This window comes from Dickeya undicola (assembly GCF_000784735.1).
Classification (GTDB): domain Bacteria; phylum Pseudomonadota; class Gammaproteobacteria; order Enterobacterales; family Enterobacteriaceae; genus Dickeya; species Dickeya undicola.
On sequence record NZ_JSYG01000004.1, the window covers coordinates 99,389 to 122,884 of the forward strand.

The 23,496-nt window shown below is 51.4% G+C and carries 21 protein-coding genes; 10 read left to right on the forward strand and 11 right to left on the reverse strand.

All coding sequences use genetic code 11. The features are described from left to right. Window positions 1–65: 65 nt before the first annotated feature. The 6 genes from fabG to yceD are packed head-to-tail and all read right to left on the reverse strand — an operon-like array spanning window position 66 to window position 4,502. Complete coding sequence (gene fabG / locus OB87_RS01335; RefSeq protein ID WP_033567649.1) at window positions 66–800, reverse strand: 3-oxoacyl-ACP reductase FabG; 735 nt, start codon at window positions 798–800, stop codon at window positions 66–68. A 14-nt stretch (window positions 801–814) separates the two neighbouring features. Continuing rightward, a complete protein-coding gene (gene fabD / locus OB87_RS01340; RefSeq protein ID WP_033567650.1) occupies window positions 815–1,744 on the reverse strand; it encodes an ACP S-malonyltransferase in 930 nt (309 codons plus the stop codon). A 19-nt stretch (window positions 1,745–1,763) separates the two neighbouring features. Continuing rightward, window positions 1,764–2,714 carry a beta-ketoacyl-ACP synthase III gene (locus OB87_RS01345; protein WP_033567651.1) on the reverse strand — a complete coding sequence of 317 codons (951 nt, stop codon included), beginning with the start codon at window positions 2,712–2,714 and terminating at the stop codon, window positions 1,764–1,766. 6 nt (window positions 2,715–2,720) lie between these two features. Continuing rightward, window positions 2,721–3,767 carry a phosphate acyltransferase PlsX gene (plsX, locus tag OB87_RS01350; protein WP_033567652.1) on the reverse strand — a complete coding sequence of 349 codons (1,047 nt, stop codon included), beginning with the start codon at window positions 3,765–3,767 and terminating at the stop codon, window positions 2,721–2,723. A 26-nt stretch (window positions 3,768–3,793) separates the two neighbouring features. Further along, window positions 3,794–3,964 (reverse strand): 50S ribosomal protein L32, encoded by a 171-nt coding sequence (rpmF, locus tag OB87_RS01355; RefSeq protein WP_012769343.1) that lies wholly within the window; start codon window positions 3,962–3,964, stop codon window positions 3,794–3,796. Window positions 3,965–3,980: 16 nt separating this feature from the next. Then, window positions 3,981–4,502, reverse strand: a complete 522-nt coding sequence (yceD, locus tag OB87_RS01360; RefSeq protein ID WP_033567653.1) for a 23S rRNA accumulation protein YceD — start codon at window positions 4,500–4,502, stop codon at window positions 3,981–3,983. A gap of 160 nt (window positions 4,503–4,662) precedes the next feature. On the opposite strand from yceD, the gene OB87_RS01365 reads away from it, so the two are divergent. After that, window positions 4,663–5,247, forward strand: a complete 585-nt coding sequence (locus OB87_RS01365; protein WP_033567953.1) for a Maf family protein — start codon at window positions 4,663–4,665, stop codon at window positions 5,245–5,247. 54 nt (window positions 5,248–5,301) lie between these two features. Here OB87_RS01365 and rluC read toward each other — a convergent pair whose 3' ends face one another. Beyond that, window positions 5,302–6,258, reverse strand: a complete 957-nt coding sequence (rluC, locus tag OB87_RS01370) for a 23S rRNA pseudouridine(955/2504/2580) synthase RluC (protein ID WP_033567654.1) — start codon at window positions 6,256–6,258, stop codon at window positions 5,302–5,304. A 578-nt stretch (window positions 6,259–6,836) separates the two neighbouring features. On the opposite strand from rluC, the gene rne reads away from it, so the two are divergent. Continuing rightward, window positions 6,837–10,019, forward strand: a complete 3,183-nt coding sequence (gene rne, locus OB87_RS01375) for a ribonuclease E (protein ID WP_033567655.1) — start codon at window positions 6,837–6,839, stop codon at window positions 10,017–10,019. 74 nt (window positions 10,020–10,093) lie between these two features. Here the strand turns inward: rne and OB87_RS01380 are convergent, their stop codons facing one another. Next, window positions 10,094–10,381: a putative quinol monooxygenase gene (locus OB87_RS01380; RefSeq protein ID WP_033567656.1), complete on the reverse strand. Its 288-nt coding sequence runs from the start codon at window positions 10,379–10,381 to the stop codon at window positions 10,094–10,096. A gap of 180 nt (window positions 10,382–10,561) precedes the next feature. Here OB87_RS01380 and pyrC point away from each other — a divergent pair, with 180 nt between their 5' ends. From pyrC to OB87_RS01405, 5 genes are all read left to right on the forward strand, one after another. Beyond that, complete coding sequence (pyrC, locus tag OB87_RS01385) at window positions 10,562–11,605, forward strand: dihydroorotase (protein WP_033567657.1); 1,044 nt, start codon at window positions 10,562–10,564, stop codon at window positions 11,603–11,605. Window positions 11,606–11,716: 111 nt separating this feature from the next. Next, window positions 11,717–11,959 carry a DNA damage-inducible protein I gene (gene dinI / locus OB87_RS01390; RefSeq protein WP_033567658.1) on the forward strand — a complete coding sequence of 81 codons (243 nt, stop codon included), beginning with the start codon at window positions 11,717–11,719 and terminating at the stop codon, window positions 11,957–11,959. 483 nt (window positions 11,960–12,442) lie between these two features. Then, window positions 12,443–12,697 carry a biofilm formation regulator BssS gene (gene bssS, locus OB87_RS01395; protein WP_033567659.1) on the forward strand — a complete coding sequence of 85 codons (255 nt, stop codon included), beginning with the start codon at window positions 12,443–12,445 and terminating at the stop codon, window positions 12,695–12,697. Window positions 12,698–13,077: 380 nt separating this feature from the next. Next, the gene (locus OB87_RS01400) at window positions 13,078–13,632 is read left to right on the forward strand and encodes a cytochrome b (protein ID WP_033567660.1); all 555 of its coding nucleotides are present in this window, start codon (window positions 13,078–13,080) and stop codon (window positions 13,630–13,632) included. 27 nt (window positions 13,633–13,659) lie between these two features. After that, complete coding sequence (locus OB87_RS01405) at window positions 13,660–14,238, forward strand: YceI family protein (protein ID WP_033567661.1); 579 nt, start codon at window positions 13,660–13,662, stop codon at window positions 14,236–14,238. A 42-nt stretch (window positions 14,239–14,280) separates the two neighbouring features. Here OB87_RS01405 and trhO read toward each other — a convergent pair whose 3' ends face one another. Beyond that, the gene (gene trhO / locus OB87_RS01410) at window positions 14,281–15,345 is read right to left on the reverse strand and encodes an oxygen-dependent tRNA uridine(34) hydroxylase TrhO (RefSeq protein ID WP_033567662.1); all 1,065 of its coding nucleotides are present in this window, start codon (window positions 15,343–15,345) and stop codon (window positions 14,281–14,283) included. A gap of 209 nt (window positions 15,346–15,554) precedes the next feature. Here trhO and OB87_RS01415 point away from each other — a divergent pair, with 209 nt between their 5' ends. From OB87_RS01415 to mdtG, 3 genes are all read left to right on the forward strand, one after another. After that, on the forward strand, window positions 15,555–16,652 hold the full coding sequence (locus tag OB87_RS01415) for an NADH:flavin oxidoreductase/NADH oxidase (protein WP_033567663.1): 1,098 nt from the start codon (window positions 15,555–15,557) through the stop codon (window positions 16,650–16,652). A gap of 230 nt (window positions 16,653–16,882) precedes the next feature. Beyond that, window positions 16,883–17,803, forward strand: coding sequence for a Kdo(2)-lipid IV(A) acyltransferase (locus OB87_RS01420; protein ID WP_033567664.1), 921 nt, complete (start codon window positions 16,883–16,885; stop codon window positions 17,801–17,803). A gap of 30 nt (window positions 17,804–17,833) precedes the next feature. Beyond that, the gene (gene mdtG / locus OB87_RS01425) at window positions 17,834–19,060 is read left to right on the forward strand and encodes a multidrug efflux MFS transporter MdtG (protein WP_033567665.1); all 1,227 of its coding nucleotides are present in this window, start codon (window positions 17,834–17,836) and stop codon (window positions 19,058–19,060) included. Window positions 19,061–19,162: 102 nt separating this feature from the next. Here mdtG and mdoH read toward each other — a convergent pair whose 3' ends face one another. Together mdoH and OB87_RS01435 are read right to left on the reverse strand one after the other, a co-directional pair. Next, on the reverse strand, window positions 19,163–21,715 hold the full coding sequence (gene mdoH / locus OB87_RS01430; RefSeq protein ID WP_033567666.1) for a glucans biosynthesis glucosyltransferase MdoH: 2,553 nt from the start codon (window positions 21,713–21,715) through the stop codon (window positions 19,163–19,165). Continuing rightward, window positions 21,708–23,210 carry a glucan biosynthesis protein G gene (locus tag OB87_RS01435; RefSeq protein ID WP_123249954.1) on the reverse strand — a complete coding sequence of 501 codons (1,503 nt, stop codon included), beginning with the start codon at window positions 23,208–23,210 and terminating at the stop codon, window positions 21,708–21,710. Before OB87_RS01435 ends, mdoH begins: the two co-directional genes overlap by 8 nt. Between the last annotated feature and the right edge of the window lie 286 nt (window positions 23,211–23,496).

The following is a 23,496-nucleotide window of genomic DNA, read 5'->3' on the forward strand; positions in this document are numbered from 1 at the left end:
CGAACCAAGATTTTGTGCTTTTTGCAGTTTTCGCTGCAAATTAACGCAAATTACAGTGTTGCTTATCAGATCATATACATGCCACCATTGACATGCAATGTTTCACCAGTAATGTAACCCGCCTCATCCGAAGCTAAAAACGCTACAGCACTGGCGATTTCTTTCGCATCACCCAGACGGTTGGCAGGAACATTCGCCAAAATGCCCACACGCTGTTCTTCTGTCAATGCCCGTGTCATATCGGTTTCGATAAAGCCCGGTGCCACCACGTTGACGGTGATGCCACGAGACGCGACTTCCTGTGCCAGCGATTTGCTAAAGCCGACTAATCCAGCTTTGGCAGCGGCATAGTTAGCCTGACCTGCGTTACCGCGAGAACCGATAACAGACCCTACAGTGATGATGCGACCAAACCGTTTTTTCATCATGGCACGCAACACGGCTTTGGACAGTCGGAAAACGGAGCTCAGGTTGGTGTCCAACACTTCCTGCCAGGCCTCGTCTTTCATACGCATCATCAGATCATCACGCGTAATACCGGCGTTATTCACCAGAATATCAATATCGCCAAATGCGTCTTTGATGCTGGCTAAAACGCTTTCAATCGAGGCGCTATCCGTAACGTTCAACGCGTAGCCTTTGCCTTTCGGCCCCAGCCACTCGCTGATATCCGCTGCCCCTTTGTCGCTGGTGGCCGTACCGATTACAGTGGCACCACGAGCAGCCAGCGTCTCGGCAATCGCCCGACCAATGCCACGACTTGCACCTGTCACCAGGACAATTTTTCCTTCAAAATTCATTATCTTCACCGTTTTTACTGTTCAAGCGCTGCCGATAAGGAAGCAGGATCATTAATCGCCGTCGCCGTGAGACTATCAACGATTCGTTTGGTCAGTCCGGTCAACACCTTGCCAGGACCGACTTCCACCAGGGTAACCACACCCTGAGCGGCCATATATTCGACACATTCAGTCCAACGGACCGGGTTATGCAACTGGCGCACCAACGCGCTGCGAATCGCTTCCGGCGCGGATTCAGCACGAACGTCCACATTATTGATCACCGGTACATCAGGTGTATTAAAGGTGATCGCTTCCAGTGCGTCCGCCAGCTTACGAGCTGCCGGTTCCATCAGTGCGCAGTGAGAAGGTACACTGACCGGCAACGGCAACGCACGCTTCGCTCCCGCAGCTTTACAGGCCGCGCCCGCGCGCTCAACTGCTTCTTTGTTACCGGCAATCACCACCTGTCCAGGTGAGTTGAAGTTGACCGGCGAAACAACCTGACCCTGTGCCGCTTCAGCGCACGCTGTAGCAATTGCGTCATTATCCAAACCGATAATGGCATACATTGCACCAGTTCCTTCAGGTACGGCTTCCTGCATCAGTTTGCCGCGCAATTCAACCAGGCTGACCGCCTGCTTAAAATCCAGAACACCGGCACACACCAATGCAGAATATTCACCCAGGCTATGGCCTGACATCAGCGTCGGCAACGCACCGCCCTGCTGCCGCCAAACACGCCACAGCGCGACAGACGCCGTTAACAGCGCCGGTTGCGTCTGCCAGGTCTTGTTCAGTTCTTCCGCTGGCCCTTGCTGGGAAAGCTGCCATAGATCATATCCCAGAACCGACGAGGCTTCGTCAAACGTTTCTTTGATGAGCGGGAATTTTTCAGCCAGTTCAGCCAGCATACCCACTGACTGGGAACCCTGGCCGGGAAATACCATTGCAAATTTCGTCATAGTTATGCGTCCTGATGAATCAAAAACGAACCAGAGCAGAGCCCCAGGTAAAGCCACCGCCAAACGCTTCCAGTAAAATCAACTGACCACGTTGAATACGGCCATCGCGGACGGCCTCATCCAATGCGGAAGGAACGGAAGCAGCAGACGTATTGCCATGACGATCCAGTGTGACTACCACTTTATCCATATCCATGCCTAATTTTTTAGCAGTGGCATTGATAATACGCAGGTTTGCCTGATGAGGGACCAACCAGTCGAGTTCGCTTTTATTCAGGCTGGACGCATCCAGCGTTTCTTCGACAATATGGGCCAGTTCCGTTACGGCAACTTTAAAGACTTCGTTGCCTGCCATCGTCAAATAAGCGGGCTGCGGTTCTTGTCTGTCTGCATAAGGTAATGTCAGAAGGTCACCATAGCGACCATCTGCGTGCAGATGTGTGGAAAGGATTCCCGGCGCTTCCGAGCGGCCCAGCAAAACAGCGCCTGCTGCGTCACCGAACAGAATCAACGTCCCGCGATCAGCCGGATCGAGCGTTCGGGATAAGGTATCGGAACCGATAACCAGTGCGTAATCCACCGCACCGCTTTTTACATACTGATCGGCCACGCTCAATGCATAGGTGAATCCTGCACAAGCCGCAGCGAGATCAAAAGCGATCGTGTCTTTAATCCCCAGCATCTGCTGGATCTGACAGGCCGAACTGGGGAAAGCATGGCTGGACGACGTCGTAGCTACGATAAGCAAGCCAACCTGATTACTGTCAACTCCTGCCATGTCGAGCGCGTTCTGCGCGGCGCGGCATCCCATGGAGGCAACACTTTCATCCGGAGCAGCAATGCGGCGTTCGCGAATACCGGTACGTGTGACGATCCATTCGTCCGACGTATCCACCATTTTTTCTAAATCAGCGTTCGTCCTGATTTGTTCGGGCAAATAGCTTCCCGTTCCGAGAATCTTTGTATACATGTACGCTCAGTCACTCTTGGGTAATACAGCCTGTAGTCGCGACGCAATCCTCTCCGGAAGTTGCCGCTGCACCGTCTGCATCGCCTGTTCAATTGCAACAGCAAACGCATTCTGGTTTGCTGCACCGTGGCTTTTTATGACAGTTCCACGTAATCCTAACAGACATGCGCCGTTATAGTGGTCAGGGTTCAGGTGTCCAAACCGCCTGGCCAGACGCCGTTGCAACCAGCGCCCTAAAAATTTCAACCACCATGGCTGTGCTTGCCGACTTTCTCCCCTGTTGGATGAGCCCTTCAGGAGAGACAGAAACATTCGCACTACACCTTCCATGGTTTTCAACGTGACGTTTCCTACAAAGCCGTCACAGACCATCACATCCGTTTTGCCGGTCAATAATTCGTTGCCTTCCAGATAACCGATGTAGTTAATTGAAGGCATGACTTTCAGTTGCGCCGCTGCGCCTCGGATACTCGCGAGCCCTTTGCTCTCTTCTTCACCGATATTCAGCAACGCTACGCGCGGACTCTGCAATCCGAGCACTTCTTCCGCCATGACCGATCCCATCACGGCGAACTGCACTAACATTGCGCTGTCGCAATCAACATTCGCGCCTAAATCCAACACCACGCTTTTCCCGTGCTGTTGGTGAGGCAGCATTGTCACCAATGCCGGGCGATCAATCCCCTCAATGGGTTTGATCAACAATGTCGCCAGCCCCATCAATGCGCCGGTATTGCCTGCGCTAACGCAGGCCTGCGCTCGCCCTTCCCTGATCAATTCCAGAGCGATACGCATAGAGGTCCCCCGACTGGCCCGAATAGCCTGGGATGGACGCGCATCGCCAGCGATTACCGATTCAGCCGGCACAATTTCCAAACGGGAAAATAAAGAGGAATCGATTTTAGTAAGTAATGGAGTAAGCGCAGAAGGGTCGCCAACCAGCAGCAGATGGAGGTCTGGATTAGAAGCCAGTGCCTGCAACGCAGCAGGCACTGTAATGCAGGGACCGAAATCCCCGCCCATTGCATCTAACGCCAAGGTTAGGCGCGTCAAAGTGTTTCCTTGCTAAATCGCAGGAATTACTTGGCAACAACCTTGCGACCGCGGTAGTAACCATCCGCAGTGACGTGGTGACGCAGATGCGTTTCGCCGGAAACTTTATCTACGGATACAGCGGAAGTGGTCAGCGCATCGTGAGCACGACGCATACCACGTTTGGAACGGCTAGGTTTATTCTGTTGTACGGCCATGGACCTTACTCCTTAATTACTTACGCTTTAAACTGGCTAATACGGCAAATGGATTCGGTTTCTCCGCCTCAGCGGGTAACTGACCAAACACCATATCCGTTTCGGACACTTCACAGTGTTCAGAATCATGCACCGGCGCAATGGGCAAAGAGAGGATTAGCTCATCTTCAACCATCGCCAGCAGATCAACCTCACCGAATTCATTGACTTCGATAGGTTCATACGCTTCCGGCAAGGCTTCAGCCTGCTCATCACTGATGACCGGGCTAAAACAGAACGTGGTGTGGACCTGATGTTCGAAAGGCTTGCCGCAGCGCTGACACAGCAACGTCACCGTTACATCAGCCTGTCCATCAATCACCGCCAGCCGTTGGCTGTCAATGCTGAACGACAGCGTCGCATTCACATCACTGTCCACACTAACCACTGATTCGGCAACACGCATCAGCTGTTCAGCCGTATAGACACCAACGTAATCTAAACGCTTTTGAGCAGTGCGAACCGCATCAAGGGTTAAGGGTAATTTTACCTTTTGCATAGGGCGCGCATATTAACGTCGTAACGACGGAGAGTCAAAGAAAAAGGTGGCGATGCCAGTGCTTTCACCTAAATTTGCCTTCGCGCACCCAAATTCGCTTCCAAAGCGGCAGACAGTTTAAAATGCATTCTCTGATTACGCTATGACCTGGTTTACATTTATGTCCCAAATTGTCCTTGCTTCCACCTCTCTCTACCGCAAAGCCCTGTTGGAAAAACTGGGGCTGCCGTTTGTCTGCGCGGCTCCCGATATCGATGAAACACCGGCCGATGGCGAAAGTGCCAGCGCACTGGTCAACCGACTGGCTAGCGATAAAGCCCGAGCACTGGCTGGACGATATCCCGATACACTTATCATCGGCAGCGATCAGGTTTGTGTGCTGGAAGGCGTTATCACCGGCAAACCTCACACCCGAGAGAACGCCATACGCCAATTGCAACAGGCCAGCGGACGGTGCATCACTTTTTATACCGGACTGGCCTTGTTCAACAGCGCAACCGCGCGTCTGCAATGTGTGGTAGAGCCGTTCGAGGTGTATTTCCGTACGCTCAGCACTCGCGAAATCGAGCACTATGTTGATTGCGAACATCCCTTTGACTGCGCTGGTAGCTTTAAAAGCGAAGGGCTTGGCATCACGCTGTTTGACCGGTTATCCGGCCGGGATCCCAATACGTTGATCGGCTTACCGCTGATTACATTGCTGGAATTGTTGCGAGAGGAAGGTGTAAATCCGTTATTACCGTGATGGTAGCAATGTGCGAGCCACGTCCCTGCAGGTAGTCAGGGACGTGGCACAAACTTATTTCTGGCGCTGCCGCAACGCTTGCAGGCAATGACGCAAGGCCCCATCAAGCGGTGCCTCAATACGCAACGTTTCGCCAGTATGAGGATGAGCAAATCGCAGCGCTTGTGCATGTAGGAACAGGCGTTTGAGCCCGGTATTCGCCAGTTGAGCGTCGAACTCACGATCACCGTAACGATCATCGAACGCTATCGGGTGCCCGGCATATTGGGTGTGAACACGAATCTGGTGGGTGCGCCCAGTAATCGGACTGGCACGCACCAGCGTAGCACAGTCGAACCGCTCTTCTACCTTGAACAGTGTTTCAGAGGGCTTTCCTTCACTATTAACCCGGACGATACGCTCGCCACTTTGCAGCACATTTTTCAACAACGGTGCCTGCACTGACTTACAATGCGACTGCCATTGACCGCGAACCAGCGCCAGATAATCTTTTTGCATCCCCTTTTCGCGCAGTTGCTCATGTAATGAACGCAGCGCCGAGCGCTTTTTGGCCACCAGCAATACACCAGACGTGTCACGATCCAGACGGTGAACCAGCTCCAGGAAGCGCGCTTCAGGGCGCAACGCACGCAGCGCTTCAATCACGCCGAAGCTGAGCCCACTGCCACCGTGCACCGCTGTGCCCGACGGTTTATTCAGGAGCAACAGATAATCATCTTCATAAAGGATGCAATCAGCCAGCGCCGAGACTTTATCCAGACTAGCGGAAACCGCCGGTTCTTCACGCTCCGACTGACGCACCGGCGGAATGCGTACTTCGTCGCCATCCAGCAACTTGTACTCCGGCTTGATACGTTTTTTATTCACCCGCACCTCGCCTTTGCGCAGGATGCGATAAATCATGCTTTTCGGTACGCCTTTAAGTCGGGTACGCAAAAAGTTGTCGATTCGCTGACCGGCTTCCTCAGCGGAAACCGTCAGAAACTGTACGGTTGGATTCTCTGTTTTCATGGAGGCGGATTCTAAATATCACACACCGATAGCGCCACATCTTTTTCTATGCTTAACTGTCGGTCTGGCTTATGAAGATATTGTTACTGTCCATCTCCCGACTGATTTCAGCATCAACTGGCTTTAGTTTGGTTCAAAACAGCACAACAAACTTTATATTGACAGGCAAAGTCACCTTGCTATCGACGTGTCAGCAATGGAATAATGCTTTGGCTTTCCGTGCTGATTTCCGGTAAAACAAGGGAAATTGCGGAATTATTATCTTTGCCGGATTACTCATAAACGCAGCAATGGCGTAAGACGTATTGAATAATCAGGCAGTTAGCGAGCTGTGGTTTGCAGCTTGGCCGGCACATGGAATCAGATCTGGCAACCTATTTTCAGAAGCTGTTCCCGCACCAAATGCGCTGTATTCCATCAGGAAATACAGGCTACCGAAACATGCGCCTCTATGCAGGCGACAACCGTGAGGTTGACGCCCCTGCGATAAGACACGAGGCCATCGGTCCCCTCCGGTCATGCCTCCGTTCATCCGCAGCTCTATCAATAATGCAAGTAAAAATAATGAGTTAAGTACGATGAAAAGAATGTTGATTAACGCAACTCAGCAGGAAGAGTTGCGTGTTGCCTTGGTTGATGGTCAGCGGCTTTACGATCTGGACATTGAAAGCCCCGGTCATGAACAGAAAAAGGCAAATATTTACAAAGGCAAGATCACCCGCATTGAACCCAGCCTTGAAGCCGCTTTTGTTGATTATGGCGCAGAGCGACATGGCTTCCTCCCTCTCAAAGAAATCGCCCGCGAATACTTCCCCAGCAACTACAATGCGCATGGCCGTCCGAACATTAAAGATGTACTTCGTGAAGGCCAGGAAGTCATCGTTCAGGTGGACAAGGAAGAGCGCGGTAACAAAGGTGCCGCACTGACCACGTTCATCAGTCTGGCTGGCAGCTATCTGGTGCTGATGCCGAACAACCCGCGTGCTGGTGGTATTTCCCGCCGTATCGAAGGGGATGACCGTACCGAATTAAAAGAAGCACTGGGCTCGCTGGAATTGCCAGACGGTATGGGTTTGATCGTCCGTACCGCCGGTGTGGGAAAATCTGCCGATGCGCTGCAGTGGGATCTGGCGTTTCGCCTGAAACACTGGGAAGCGATCAAAAAAGCGGCGGAAGGCCGTGCTGCTCCTTTCCTGATCCACCAGGAAAGTAATGTTATCGTCCGTGCGTTCCGTGACTATCTGCGTCCGGACATCGGCGAAATCCTGATCGATAACCCCAAAATACTGGAACTGGCCAAAGAGCATATTTCGGCGCTGGGCCGCCCGGACTTCAGCAGTAAAATCAAGCTGTATACCGGCGAGATCCCACTGTTCAGTCACTATCAGATCGAATCGCAGATCGAATCTGCTTTCCAGCGCGAAGTGCGTCTGCCTTCCGGCGGCTCGATTGTTATCGACACCACCGAAGCGCTGACTGCCATTGATATCAACTCCGCTCGCGCCACCCGCGGCGGCGACATTGAAGAAACTGCGTTTAACACCAACCTGGAAGCGGCAGATGAAATCGCCCGTCAGTTACGCTTGCGCGACCTGGGTGGTTTGATCGTCATCGATTTCATCGACATGACCCCGGTCCGCCATCAACGCGAGGTGGAAAACCGCCTGCGTGATGCCGTACGTCAGGACCGTGCCCGCATTCAGATCGGCCGTATTTCACGTTTTGGCCTGCTGGAAATGTCTCGCCAGCGTCTGAGCCCGTCGCTGGGCGAGTCTAGCCATCATGTTTGCCCACGCTGTAGCGGCACGGGCACCATCCGCGACAATGAATCACTGTCGTTGTCTATCCTGCGCCTGATTGAAGAAGAGGCGCTGAAAGAGAACACCAAAGAAGTCCACGCTATTGTGCCTGTCCCCATCGCATCTTACCTGCTTAACGAGAAGCGTGAAGCGGTCAACGCGATTGAGAAACGTCAGGGCGGCGTTCGCGCCATTATCGTACCGCATGATGGTATGGAAACCCCGCACTACTCTGTCCTGCGAATCCGTAAAGGCGAGGAAAAACAGACCCTGAGCTATATGTTGCCTCAGCTGTTGGATGTTGAATCACAGCCTTCAACAGAAGAGCAGGTATCCGAACGTCGTATACCGGAACAACCGGCGCTGGCGTCCTTCACCATGTCGGATATCCCGCCTGCTGAAGCCAACCCAACCCCAGCGGTTACCGTAACGAAAGCGGAAAAACAGCCGGCCTCTTCTGAACGTGGTTTGTTCGGTCGTCTTGTTGGCGCACTGAAAGGCATCTTTGCTGCACCAGCCGACACCAAAGACAAACCGGCCGAAACTGTCGAAGCAGCATCCGATGAACAGGAGCAAAGGCAAGAACGCCGAAACAACCGCCGTCAGTCTGGCCGTCGCGATCGTACCCGCGACAATCGCGAGCCGCGCGAACGTGACGAACAGCGCCGTAACAAGCGCGCACCGTCGCAGAATGCTGACATCGAAGCTGCGCCGGTAGCCGAAGCCTCAGCACAGGACAAAGCGGTACGCGATGAACAACGTCGTGAGCAGCGTGCCGAACGCCAACGCCGTCGTCAGGAAGAAAAACGCCAGGCGCAGAGCGAAGTTAAAGAGCTGAACACAGCGGCTGTAGATGCTGAAGACACCAGTGCCGAGCAGGAAAAACCGGCACAGGTCATGCAGCGTCGTCAGCGTCGTCAACTGACCCAGAAAGTGAGGATTCAGGACAGCGATACTGCTGAAGAGAATACCGAAGCGCAACTTCCGGCTGTTCCATACGTTCAGGAGCCGTCCGTGGTTGACGTTGCTGAACCTGTCGCATCGGCTACAGAGGGAACGGATACGGAAAATGATGCAACTGAAAGCAACCGTGAAAATGGTCTGCCACGTCGCTCTCGCCGTTCGCCTCGCCATCTGCGAGTCAGCGGTCAGCGTCGTCGTCGTTACCGCGATGAACGCTACCCGGCACAATCTCCGATGCCGATGGCGCAAGCTTCAGCCTCTCCGGAAATGGCCTCAGGCAAAGTCTGGATTCGTTATCCGGTTGCCCAGCCACAACAACCAGAGCGAGTGGAAGAGCTGGTATCCGAGTCCATGGATGCCCCGCACTCCATCGCACCGGAATTGGCAGTAGCCGCATCAGTAGCTACGCTCCCGGAAGCGGTAGACGCTCTGGATACGGCTCAGACCCATGCACCGACAACGGAAACATCAGCCATTGCATCGGCTCCGGCACAGCAAGACACCACGCTGAACGACGTGAAGGATCTCGACACTAACGTGCAGGAAGAAGCTCCTCAACCTCAGGAAACACAGGTGGCGACACCACAGCCTGTAGAAACAGCAACTCTTGCTGAAGAAAAGGTTGAAGAAACGCGCGAAGAGACTCCTACCGCAGTTGTTGCTGACGAGGCTGTTGTTACTGATAGCGATGCACCAACCAGCAGTGAACCAACCGAACCACAGGTAACTGAACAGCCGCAGGTTATTCACGAACCAGTGCAGGTTGAGAATGCGTCAGTAGCCGCTCAGGAGCCAGCTAAGACCACGGTTGTGGAACCAACCCGTCAACACCACGCCGCCGCACCGATGACGCGTGCACCAGCCCCAGCCTATGTTCCAGAAGCGCCGCGTACCAGCGACTGGCAGCGTCCGTCATTCGCGTTCAGCGGTAAAGGTTCTGCCGGTGGTCATGCGGCTGAGCATCAGGCTAGCGCACCAGCGACACGCCCGGTGGAATAATATAAAAAAAGCACCTCGTTTGGGTGAGGTGCTTATTTCCATCGAATGCCCGTCATAGACGGGCATTCTTTTTTTCAGGCAATCGTCTGCAGCAACTTAATGTCCATGCCATCGATCTTACCCTCCAACTGAGCAACAAGCGCACGAAAATGCGCAGTCTGCTCGTGCTCGTTAATTGCCTCCTGGCTTTTCCAGCGCTCAAAGAATACGAACGAACCGGTTTTGTTCAACTCTTCATGCAACTCATACTGCAGATTGCCTGCTTCCTGACGGCTTGGCGAGACGACCTGCCGGACAGCTGCCGCGACATCGTTAATAAATTCCGGTTTAGCCTGAATGCTGGCAACGATACGAATTTCCATCATAATGCTCCATGAATATAACAACCGATTGAATATCCAACCATAAAACGCCAACTGAAGGCTAAATTCAACCTTTTCACAACAAACGGATGCATTCGCTACACTTTCCGCTTATGCTTATCCCCCGCCATATCACTCCCTGTTTTAGGGACGTTATTTACCGACCGCCGGAGTTTTTCCATGACCCCCTTGCCGAATGTTCTGAAGATTCGTCGTCCTGATGACTGGCACCTTCACCTGCGTGACGATCAGATGCTCAAGGCTGTACTGCCCTACACCAGTCGACTTTTCGCCAGAGCAATCGTGATGCCGAACCTGACGCCCCCCATCACCACCGTGGCCCAGGCTGAAGCATATCGGCAGCGAATTTTGTCCGCGGTTCCAGTTGGTGAGTCATTCCAGCCATTAATGACCTGTTACCTGACAGAGTCACTGGACAAAAACGAAATCATTTCTGGCTATCAGCACGGTGTATTCACCGCAGCCAAGCTTTATCCTGCACATGCCACCACTAATTCCAGCCACGGCGTATCAGATATCACAACGATCTATCCCGTGTTGGAAGCAATGCAAAAACTGGGTATGCCATTGTTGGTTCATGGCGAAGTGACCGATCCTGACGTCGATATCTTCGATCGCGAAGCCCGTTTCATCGAGCGCATCATGGAACCGCTGCGCCAACAATTCCCAGAGTTAAAAGTGGTATTCGAACACATTACCACTCGTGAAGCGGCCCAGTATGTGCAGTCTGCCGATCGTTTTGTCGCGGCCACCATCACTCCGCAGCATCTCATGTTTAATCGCAATCACATGTTAGTCGGTGGCATCCGCCCACATCTGTACTGCCTGCCTATCCTCAAACGCAACACACACCAGCAGGCTTTGCGCGAAGCGGTTGCCAGTGGTAGCGATAAGTTCTTCCTCGGCACCGACTCCGCCCCACATGCCCAACACCGTAAAGAGTCATCATGTGGTTGTGCTGGCGTTTTCAACGCACAGGCCTCATTAAGTGCCTATGCTACGGTATTTGAGGAATTAAACGCTCTGGATAAACTGGAAGCATTCTGCTCGTTAAATGGCCCACACTTTTATGGGTTGCCGGTTAACGAAGAGATTATTGAACTACACCGTCAGCCGGTACAGTTTCCGGAAGAAATTGCGGCAGGCGAAGAAACCCTCATCCCGTTTCTTGCCGGTCAAAGCCTGAACTGGTCTGTCGCCTGATACCACCGTACTCCCTGCCAGCCGGGGAGTCATTTCTTACGCATTTTTTATTCATGTTGTTACCTTTCCTGCTATACTGTATAAAAAAACAGTACCAATAAGAAGGTAACCATGCGCATTGAACTTACCATAGCAAAAACGACCCTGCTGCCCGCCGGTGCACTCGAGGCGCTAACCAATGAGCTAAGTCACCGGGTTCATGACATTTACCCAGATACCTCCGTCCACATCCGCTACGCTGCTGCCAATAACCTGAGCGTCTTTGGCGGCAACAAGGACGATAAAGAGAGAATATCGGAAATCCTGCAGGAGACATGGGAAAGCGCTGACGACTGGTTTATTCAAAACGAATAGTCCTTGCTCCATCCGCACAGGTTACCCAATGGTCAGTCCTTTTGTGTCTGACCTCTTCATTTTTCCCTCATATATACCCAATTAATTCGAGTTGCGGACAACCGGCTGACATGTTAAACAACGCAACGCGTTGACCCTTTAGGGCAAAACGCATTAGAGCCTTGTAACGCGACAAGTGAGCGAATCCCGATAAACTTACTCAGGTAAGGGATTCGGGTGAGCGCAGCCAACACACCTGTAACTTGCAGTATGACGGGTATATCGCCTTAAATCGTACGTTCATATTAACAAACTGTACTATTTTTGTTCTGAACGCATCCTCCATCTCAACAGATAATTAACTGAAACATCCACTTGTGTTTTTTTTACATTTAATTTCCATAAATGAATCTGACAGAGATATACTGATATTGCTCAGCTACAAGAGCCGTCTTAAACCTCGTTTAGTCACTCACGGTAGTAACTAGTCAATAAGGGGTATTTATGGACAGAAAAAATGAGATTATTCAAACGCACCCGCTGGTGGGCTGGGATATCAGTACCGTTGACAGTTATGACGCAATGATGATCCGCCTGCATTACCTTTCCGCGGCGGATCAGGCGCCAGATGAGGCGCAGGTTGACCGGACATTATGGTTAACCACAGACGTGGCAAAACAGCTTATCTCGATCCTTGAGGCTGGCATTGCCAAAATTGAGTCGAATGAATTTCAACCTGTCGACTATCTTAAGCATTAATATTTTTTTATATTTATCACCATTCACCAATGTCATTCTCCCTGACACCGCTCTCCAGAGCGGTGTCTTACCCTGCATACCTGCCTGCATCACAATTAATTCAGCACCTGATTAGTTTATAAAAAGAAATCCCACCGAAAATAAAATTCAAAAAACAAATAATTAAACTTAATAAGTCAGAATTCATTACTCTGACTTTAAATAAAAAAAGAAATATTTTAAAAACCTTACACAATCACCATGAATAATTTTCAATAGCATATTCAATTTTATTGAAATATAAAAATATCATATTGGATAGCCCATTTTTATATTGATTTTATGTTTCAGGATGTTTATTTTTTTGAAACTAAAGTTAACCCACGATAAGGACTTCAATAATGCTTTGGCGTAATACGTCAACCCGTTATGGGCACATTAGCGTACTGCTGCACTGGATTACCGCCGCCACTGTGTATGGTATGTTTGCGTTAGGGCTATGGATGGTTGCCCTGGGATATTACGACCCCTGGTATCACAACGCGCCGGAAATACATAAAGGCATAGGCATCTTGCTGTTTCTGGCTCTACTGCTCCGGGTGATATGGCGTTGGATTTCTCCTCCTCCTCGTCCGCTGTCCAGCTATTCCACACTGACACGTATCGGTGCCACACTGGCACATGTTTTCCTGTATCTACTGTTATTCAGCATTCTTATTAGCGGTTATCTGATTTCTACCGCCGAAGGTCAGCCAATCTCCGTCTTTGGCTGGTTCTCGGTGCCCGCAACGCTGAGCGGTGCTCCTGATCAGGCAGATATCGCCGGTATCATTCATTTATACCTTGCATGGGCAGTTGTCATCTTGTCTGTTTTACATGCGCTGGCAGCATTTAAACACCACTTTATTGATCGTGACGCTACGTTAAAACGCATGTTGGGTCGACAGGCGGATTAACGCATTTTGGTTTTAAGGAGAAATACCATGTTTAAGAAAGTCATTCTGGGCGTAACTATGGCCTCCTTGTTTAGTTTTGCGGGAGCCGCTACTGCTGCCGATTATAAAATTGACAAGGAAGGGCAACATGCGTTTGTTCAATTTCGTATTAAGCATCTGGGATACAGTTGGTTATACGGTACATTCAAGGATTTCGACGGTGCCTTTACCTTTGATGAAAATAATCCCTCCGCAGACAAAGTCAGTGTAACCATCAATACTAACAGTGTTGACACCAATCATGCCGAACGTGATAAACATATTCGCAGCGCCGAATTTCTGAATGTCGCCAAACACCCTCAGGCAACATTTGCGTCCACCGAAGTGAAAAAAGACGGTGATGAATTGAAAATTACCGGCAACCTGACATTGAATGGCGTAACTAAACCGCTAACGCTGGAAGCAAAAGCGATCGGTCAGGGTAACGACCCATGGGGGAATTATCGTGCTGGTTTCGAAGCTGAAGGAAAACTGAAACTGAAAGATTTTAATATCACAACCGATCTTGGCCCGGCTTCTCAGGAAGTGGATCTGATCATTTCAGTTGAAGGTATTCGTCAGAAATAATCATTTGCGCAGAGTCTTTCATCGACTCTGCGCTTTTCACCATCAGCGTTGTTTTTTTTCTTCCGGCACCGGAATACCCAGGGTGGTATTCAGTAATCCTTTAGACTTATTGAAGATCTTCATGCTGACTTCACGATTTTTTCGGCGCTGACGTTGCTCGTCAAGGGGTAACCGGATCTCGTCCTGGCACACGGCGCTACAGCATCCCTCATACTTTTCCGCGCATGTCGGGCATTGAATAAACAGTAAATGACAGCCCTGATTCTTGCAATTGACATGGGCATCACACGGCTCACCACATTGATGGCAATGGGCAATCACGTCACCGGAGACGCGTTCCCCCATCCGTTCATCAAATACAAAGTTTTTACCGATAAATCTAAGGGGCAACCCATTGGCTTTGGCCTGCCGCACGTATTCAATGATGCCACCTTCTACGTGATAGACATTTCTGAAACCATGATGGAGCATGTAGGCGCTAGCTTTTTCACAGCGAATCCCCCCCGTGCAATACATCACAATATTCTTATCACGTGCGTCCGCCAGCATATCAACCGCCATCGGCAACTGCTCACGGAACGTATCGGAAGGCACTTCTATCGCATTCTCAAAATGGCCAACCTCATACTCATAATGGTTACGCATATCCACGAACAGCGTATCCGGGTCGTCCGCCATCCGATTGACCTCTTCTGCTTTGAGATACTGTCCAACCTGAGTCGGATCAAAGCTGGCGTCCTCAATACCATCAGCGACAATGCGATCCCGCACCTTCATGCGCAATACCCAAAATGACTTACCGTCATCTTCCAATGCAATATTCAGTCGAACCTCATTCAGAGCCGGATGCGAGCCGAACAGCGCACGGCGAAAATCCTCAAAATGACTAGCCGGAACACTGATCTGCGCGTTAATCCCTTCTTTGGCGATGTAAACACGGCCAAATACCTTTATATGGTTGAAGGCGATATAGAGCGCATCGCGGAAGGCCTGCGGGTCATCCAACTGAAAATATTTGTAAAAGGAAACTGTGGTACGCGGCTCGGTTTCAGCAAGCATACGCGCTTTCAGTTCCTCATTGGAAACACGGTTATGTAACACTGGCATGGTGTACGATCCTGTTTTTATTGAGGTGAATAGCGTTAAGATATTATGAAGGCGATGTTGCACAAACAATAAATTGCCGCGGCATCATACACGAGGGATAGCGTACTGTCAGTGAATGGCGTGCATATCGGAATGTGAAATCGTTATTTCAAGCGTAGCAGCATCTCTGGCAATCTTTCCCCGGTATATCTCAAACGGAGGTTATCTTCATGAGCAAACTGTTCAGCCCATTGGCGTTGGGAAACCTAACGTTACCAAACCGCATCATCATTGCGCCGATGTGTCAGTACTCAGCTGAAAATGGTAAAGCGACCGAATGGCATATGATGCATCTGGGTACGTTGTCGCATTCCGGTGCCGGACTATTGATTCTGGAAGCCACCGCCGTCTTGCCAGAAGGACGCATATCACCGCAGGATCTCGGCCTGTGGGACGACGATACCGAACGTGCACTGGGGCCAGTTGTGCGGGGAATCCGCAAACACTCAGCCATTCCACTGGGTATTCAGCTCGGTCACGCCGGTCGCAAAGCCTCAACGGGTGCCCCCTGGACTAATCGGGCTTTTTTGCACCCAGACCAAGGTGGCTGGCAGACAGTAGCGCCTTCCGCCTTACCTTATCACCCGGATGATACCCCGCCAGTTGCCATGAGCCACGATCAAATCAAAAATCTGATTGACGCTTTTGCCGCCTCAGCCAAACGGGCGGATCGACTGGGGTTCGATTTGATCGAGATTCATGCTGCTCATGGTTATCTGCTGCATCAATTTCTTTCACCATTGACCAACCAGCGTGACGATGAATATGGGGGATCACTACCCAATCGTATACGCCTGTTGCGTGAGGTTTATATGGCGGTACGAGAGGTGTTTCCGCCGCATAAAGCCGTGGGCATCCGCATTTCTGCCACTGATGCTGTAGAAGGAGGCTGGGACCTGGCGCAGTCTATAGCGTTAGGACAGCGGTTACGTCAGCTAGGATGTGACTATATTCATGTTTCCAGCGGCGGTTTGTCTCCCTTACAACAAATTCATCCCGCTCCCAATTATCAGGTGCCTTTCGCACAAAAAATTCGTCAGGAAACCGGGCTGGTGACTATCGCTGTCGGCTTGATCACCGAACCTGAACAAGCAGAAGCGATTCTCGCAACGGAAGAAGCGGATGCCGTAGCCCTTGCTCGCGCGATATTGTTCAATCCGCGCTGGCCGTGGCACGCGGCCATTCGGCTGAAAGAAAAGGTTACTGCGCCGCCACAGTACTGGCGCTGCGAACCACACTATGCCAAAGGGCTGTTCAGCCCGTTATAACGTAAAGCCCCCGCCGCACAGTGCGGGGCAGCGCCACCTAATGTCACCAAACGCTAAAACCCGTATTCCTCAAATGTTATTATGAATACCGTGTTGAATTTGCGGATAAAAGCAACAGGCATATTCTTTTTATTAACTACGCCGCTTCGGCTACGCTGTTGGAAAGCGCAAGCTTATTACATTAACCGTCGGTGCGTTGACTGCCGTTTTTAAATTCTGATACTGAGGCTATGACACAAACTCCCTCTTTCCATCGCTCACTATTACATCCTCGCTATTGGCCAATATGGTCAGGCATTGTGCTTCTCTACCTGCTGGTACTGCTGCCTTATCCTCTCATTTACCGTATCGGTACAGGGCTGGGAAGATTGTCCATGCGTTTTCTAAAACGCCGTGTTGCTATCGCCCATCGCAATCTGCAACTCTGTTTCCCGGAGATGACGGCAGAAGAGCGGGAACAGTTGGTGAAGAAAAACTTTGAGTCCGTCGGCATGGGCGTCATGGAAACGGGTATGGCATGGTTCTGGCCTGACTGGCGAGTCGAGCGCTGGTTCAAGGTGATCGGTATTGAAAATATGCACCCCCTGCGTGAGCAAAAACGCGGCGTATTATTGATTGGTCTGCATTTTCTGACCCTGGAATTGGGTGCGCGCATCTTCGGCCTGCAAAATGCCGGGATCGGTGTTTATCGCCCTAATGACAATAAACTGATCGACTGGCTACAAACCTGGGGCAGAATGCGATCCAACAAATCCATGCTGGACCGCAAGGATTTAAAAGGCATGATTCGCGCGCTGAAGCAAGGAGAAATTATTTGGTACGCCCCTGATCATGACTACGGTCCGCGTAGCAGCGTATTCGCGCCCTTGTTTGCCGTTGAGAAAGCGGCGACCACCGTCGGTAGCTACATGTTAGCCCGGGCTGCCAAACCTGCCATCGTGCCGTTTGTTCCTCGTCGCCTGCCGGATGCCAGGGGCTATGAATTGATTATTCAGCCTGCGCAGTTGGATATCCCGTTGGACAACGAAGAAGCAACCGCCACCTGGATGAATAAGCTCGTTGAAGAAAATATCCTGTTAGCTCCGGACCAGTATATGTGGTTGCATCGACGCTTCAAAACACGTCCTGCCGGGGAACCTTCGCTGTACTAAGCCCTGGGGCTACCCAGTCAGGAAAATACAATGGATAACACAGCCCCAATTGACTGGAAACGCAACCTCTACATTGCCTGGTTGGGGTGTTTTTTTACCGGGGCCGCCTTCAGTCTGGTCATGCCTTTTCTTTCTCTGTATGTCGAGCAACTTGGCATACAGGGTCATGAGGCATTGAATTTGTGGTCGGGGGTGGTTTTCAGCATTACCTTCCTGTTTTCAGCTATCGCGTCGCCGTTTTGGGGACGCCTTGCCGATCGTAAAGGGCGCAAGTTGATGCTACTGCGCTCGGCGTTAGGAATGGCGATAGTGATGGCGTTAATGGGGCTGGTGCAAAATATCTGGCAGTTCCTGCTGCTCAGAGCAGCATTGGGTATTCTGGGCGGCTTTGTGCCGAATGCCAATGCGCTGATCGCCACCCAGGTTCCGCGCAATCGTAGCGGCTGGGCACTGGGAACCTTATCCACTGGCGCAGTGGGGGGTGCTCTGCTCGGTCCGCTATTAGGCGGCTACCTGGCGGATACATTTGGCTTGCGGCCAGTCTTCTTCATCACGGCAGTGGTCTTGTTCATCTGTTTTCTGATTACGTTTTTTCTCATCCGAGAACGAATTGAACCCATTCGAAAAAAGGACATGCTGAGTGGGCGACAAGTGATGATTTCACTAAAAAACCCGCACCTGGTGATGAGCCTGTTTGTGACAACCATGATTATCCAGATAGCGACAGGATCCATCGCGCCAATTTTGACATTGTATGTGCGTGAACTGGCAGGGCAGACCGATAATCTGGCTTTCATAAGCGGCGCTATTGCCGCCATTCCAGGGGTATCAGCACTGTTGAGCGCGCCACGGTTAGGAAGGCTCGGCGACAAGATTGGCCCGGAGCGCATCCTGATAGCCATGTTGATGCTATCAGTATTGTTGCTGATTCCGATGGCATTCGTACAGTCGCCCTGGCAACTGGCTGTATTACGTTTCTTGCTGGGTGCGGCTGAAGGCGCGCTGCTGCCCGCGGTGCAAACATTGCTTGTCTATCACTCTTCCCATCAGGTCGCTGGCCGGATATTCAGCTATAACCAATCATTCCGTGATGTCGGTAATGTGACCGGACCATTATTGGGTGCCAGCATTTCCGCCAGTTTCGGGTTCAGATCCGTATTTCTGGTTACCGCTGCCGTCGTGATGATTAACGCGTTCTACTCATGGTTCTCTCTGCGTCGCAAGCCCAATCGCATACCAGTATCCGAACCTGAGTAAAGCGCTTTCCCTATGTGAGGTGAAAGTCATTCTGATGATGGGTTGATTCCGACCATAAAAAAAGCAACGGACTGGCCGTTGCTTTTTCTCTATCACCCTAACTTACTGGGCGCTTTTAATCACCGGAGCAGCAAGCGTCTGATAATGGCTTCGCCACTCGCTGTGAGTATCCGGCTGGCTCCACACCCGATGGTGCAGACGAGCCAACGTTACCGGGTCGCTAATCAACGCCAGACGCAGATTGCCATCAACATCCTGAGGTTTGCGGCTCAACGCATCGTTGACACGTTGCTCACGCATATTCTCAATCGGCGTGCTGAAACGGTGACGCGCCGTTGCCATTGCACTGCTCAGCGCATTGATTGACGGATCAAAGACAGCCTGCATGAAACCATGCTCCAGCTTGCGTTCACGATTGAGGCGGAAATACTCATCAGTCGCGACCAATTCACGCGGAGGATCATATTCTTCCGGGATCAGCAGCAATCTGGCTCGTTTACAGGCTAATCCCATACCCGCACGGCTGGACAGAACAGAAACCAGAGGCGACAGGATCAACGAAAATACGATAGGGGCTAACCACCACAGGAAACGTAAGTCCAGCCACGCCATGCCCAGTGCCCAAACCAGCCCCAGCAGCAACTGAGAGCCGTGACGAGTGAAAGCTTCACTCCAGGGTGTTGCATCGTCATCACGCTGCGGTGATTTCCACTGTACCGACCATCCCAGAAACGCACTGACCACAAACACGGTGTGGAACAGCATACGTACCGGTGCCAGCAATACGGAAAACAGCATTTCAATCAACAGGGAGATAAACAGCTTAGCCGATCCACCGTATGATTTAGCACCTTTAGCGCACACCAGAATGACACTCAGCAACTTCGGCAGGAACAGCAGAACCAATGTTGTTGAGAACAAGGCTATTGCCAGTTCCGGCCGCCACTGCGGCCATACCGGAAACAGCTGGCGAGGCTGCAAGAAGTACTGCGGCTCCATCAGCGTGTGCACCACCTGCAATGCCGTGGAGAGCGCCAGGAACATGAACCACAACGGCGCGGACAGGTAAGACATAACCCCGGTCAAAAACACCGCACGGTGTACCGGGTGCATACCTTTAACCAGGAACAACCTAAAGTTCATCAGGTTACCGTGACACCAGCGACGGTCGCGTTTTAATTCATCCAGCAGGTTAGGCGGCAGTTCTTCATAACTGCCCGGTAAATCATAAGCGATCCACACCCCCCACCCCGCACGGCGCATCAACGCAGCTTCAACAAAGTCGTGCGACAGGATGGAACCGGCAAACGACCCTTCGCCCGGCAGTGGCGCCAGCGCACAATGCTCAATGAATGGCTTAACACGAATGATGGCGTTATGGCCCCAGTAATGGGATTCACCCAATTGCCAGAAGTGCAAACCAGCAGTAAACAGCGGACCATACACACGTGTCGCAAACTGCTGACAACGGGCATACAGCGTATCCATGCCTGATGCACGCGGTGCAGACTGAATAATCCCTGCTCTCGGATTGGCTTCCATCAGCCGAACCAGCGAAGTCAGACACTCGCCGCTCATGACGCTATCGGCATCCAGCACCACCATATAGCTGTACTGATTGCCCCAGCGACGGCAGAAATCGTCGATATTGCCGCTCTTACGTTTCACACGGCGACGGCGACGGCGATAGAAGATACGACCGGCACCGCCAACTTCACGGCACAGGTCCATCCACGCTTTCTGCTCAGCAATGCAAATATCCGGGTCATTGCTATCGCTAAGCACGTAAATGTCAAAATGATCCAGCTCACCGGTAGCTTCAACCGACTCGTAAGTTGCCCGCAACCCTGCAAATACGCGTTCCACATCTTCGTTGCAGATAGGCATGATCAGTGCCGTGCGGTGTTCCGGATTCAGCGGCTCATTACCGGTCGTTGTCGACGAAATACTGTATTTGTCCTTGCCAATCAGCAGTTGCAGGAACCCCATCAGTGCAGTCCAGAACCCCGCTGATACCCAGCAGAACAAGATAGCGAACAGGATCAAAATCCCACTCTGTAGTACATAAGGCAACAGCTGCATAACCGTACGCCACACGTCCTGGTGCACCATCTCAAACGGATCGATCAACGCCCACCCCTGATAAGGAAGAATGGTCTTCATATACCAGGTGGCAATAGCGGTTTGGAATAGCGTCAGCAACAACAGGATATAACGACGTAACGTCCCTACCCTGCGCCAGCGATTTTCCGCTTCGTTTTCTTCCGCCGTCTTGTACTGATGACGAAGTGGCTTGGAGCGCCCGTTGATCATATCCCACCAGCGCACCATCGGGTTCGTCTGCCAGGCATCGGGGAACATAGAGGCACGCGTGATGCGCGGCATCGCCTGCAGCGCAGTGCGCCCTTCACAGTCTTTACCCAGTTGCTTACCGCCGTTCAGCCCGTCTTCCCATGCCAGCTCCAGGCGACGTGGGACAGAAACCAGAGGAACATCATCCGGTGACTGTGTAGTGACGACAGAACCATCAGACAAAGACTGATGCAGGGAAGATAGATCCTGAGACGCGGACAAGCTCTCACGCAGGGCCTCTGCCTGCCCGGCAGGCAGAGGCAATTTCTCGATATAGTCGAGAGTAGTCGTTGATTTATTCATTAGCAGGCAGCTGATAGCTCCAGGTTTCAGTCAATGTAGTCTCGCCATTGACCAATGCTGCTCGCATTTCCGTCGGCTGCTTGTTGTCTTTCACTTTTATACGCAGTGTCAGACGCCAGCCATGAGTTACCGGATTATAGCGAACACTGTTTTCCACAATTTCACCGTTGTCACCAATACTAACTTGTGGCGCAACTGGCGTATTCGGATCCAGATCCTTCATCTTACCGCCAACGAAATCGACCAGGAACGCAGTGGTGCCGTCCGGCTGACGAATCAGATTGGACTGTTTCACATCTCCAGTTGAACGCATGGTCTGCATCACATAAGCCTGTTCCGGCGAATGCAACGCTTCTTCATCTTTGGTGAAATGCAGGCGGTATTTAACTTCCAGTGGTTTGCCTTTCTCAGGCAGGTTTTCCGGTGTCCAGAATGCCACGATGTTATCGTTGGTTTCATCTGCGGTCGGAATCTCTACCAGTTCCACCTTACCTTTACCCCAATCGCCTTTGGTTTCAACCCAACCGCTGGGGCGCAAATCGTAACGGTCATCCAGGTCTTCATATCCGGAGAAATCGCGACCACGCTGCAGTAGCCCGAAGCCTTTCGGATTCTCAATCGTATAGGTGCTCACAGCCAGATGCTTCGGATTATTCAGCGGACGCCAGATCCACTCACCGTTGCCAGCATGGATAGACAAACCGTTGGAGTCATGCAACGCCGGGCGATAGTTCAGCGTCGGAGACGGCTGATTCGGCCCAAACAAGAACATGCTGGTCAGCGGCGCCACACCCAGCTTGCCCACTTTGTCACGCAGATAAATCTTGGCTTCCACATCCATCATGCTGTCGCTACCTGGGTAGAGCACAAAGCGGTAAGCCCCGACGGAACGCGGAGAATCCAGCAACGCATAAATCACCAGGTGTTTGTCTTCCGGCTTCGGGTGTTCAATCCAGAACTCGCGGAAACGCGGGAACTCTTCGCCAGACGGCAACGCGGTGTCGATAGCCAGGCCACGGGCCGACAGACCATACACTTGACCTTTACCCACCACACGGAAATAGCTCGCCCCCAGCATACTGAGGATTTCATCGTGCTTATCCGCTTTGTTGATCGGGTAAAGAACCTTGAAACCCGCGAAGCCCAGGTCTTTCACTGTCGCCGGATCATGGTTGACGGAACCAAAATTGAAATAGTCGGTAGAATATTTGATTTCGTTGACTTCAGTGGCAGTCACTTCATTGATTTTGACCGGAATGTCAAAATACATGCCCTGATGGTAGAACTGCAGTTTGAAAGGTGTCTGGTCCGAATTCCAGTAGGATTTGTCCTGGTTGAAGTGGATCTGCTGATAATCGGCGAACTTCATGTCGCGAAACTGGGCCGGAAGATTACTCTTTGGCGCTTCATACCCCTTTTCAGCAAGCTTTTCCGCTTTTTGCGCAACATCGTCAATGGAAAAAGCCCATGCGTGCAATGATGTCAGAGACAACATAACCGCAGCTGAAACCCAGCGAAGATTAGCAACCCGCTGCTTAACCCTAAATTTATTAACCAGCACATCTCCCCCTGTATGTGTGCCTAAATCAACTAAAACCCATATTAATGGATAAGTTAGCTTTCCGACAACTTGAGAAAAGAATGGTTCATCATAATAGGTCACCGTTTAAACAATATCGACACACCTAAATGACAAACTGCCTTTTCAGGATGAAAAACCATAACGGATATCGCCCTAAAAATGCCTAGGAATAGTCCGTTGAGAAACCAACGTAAATTTT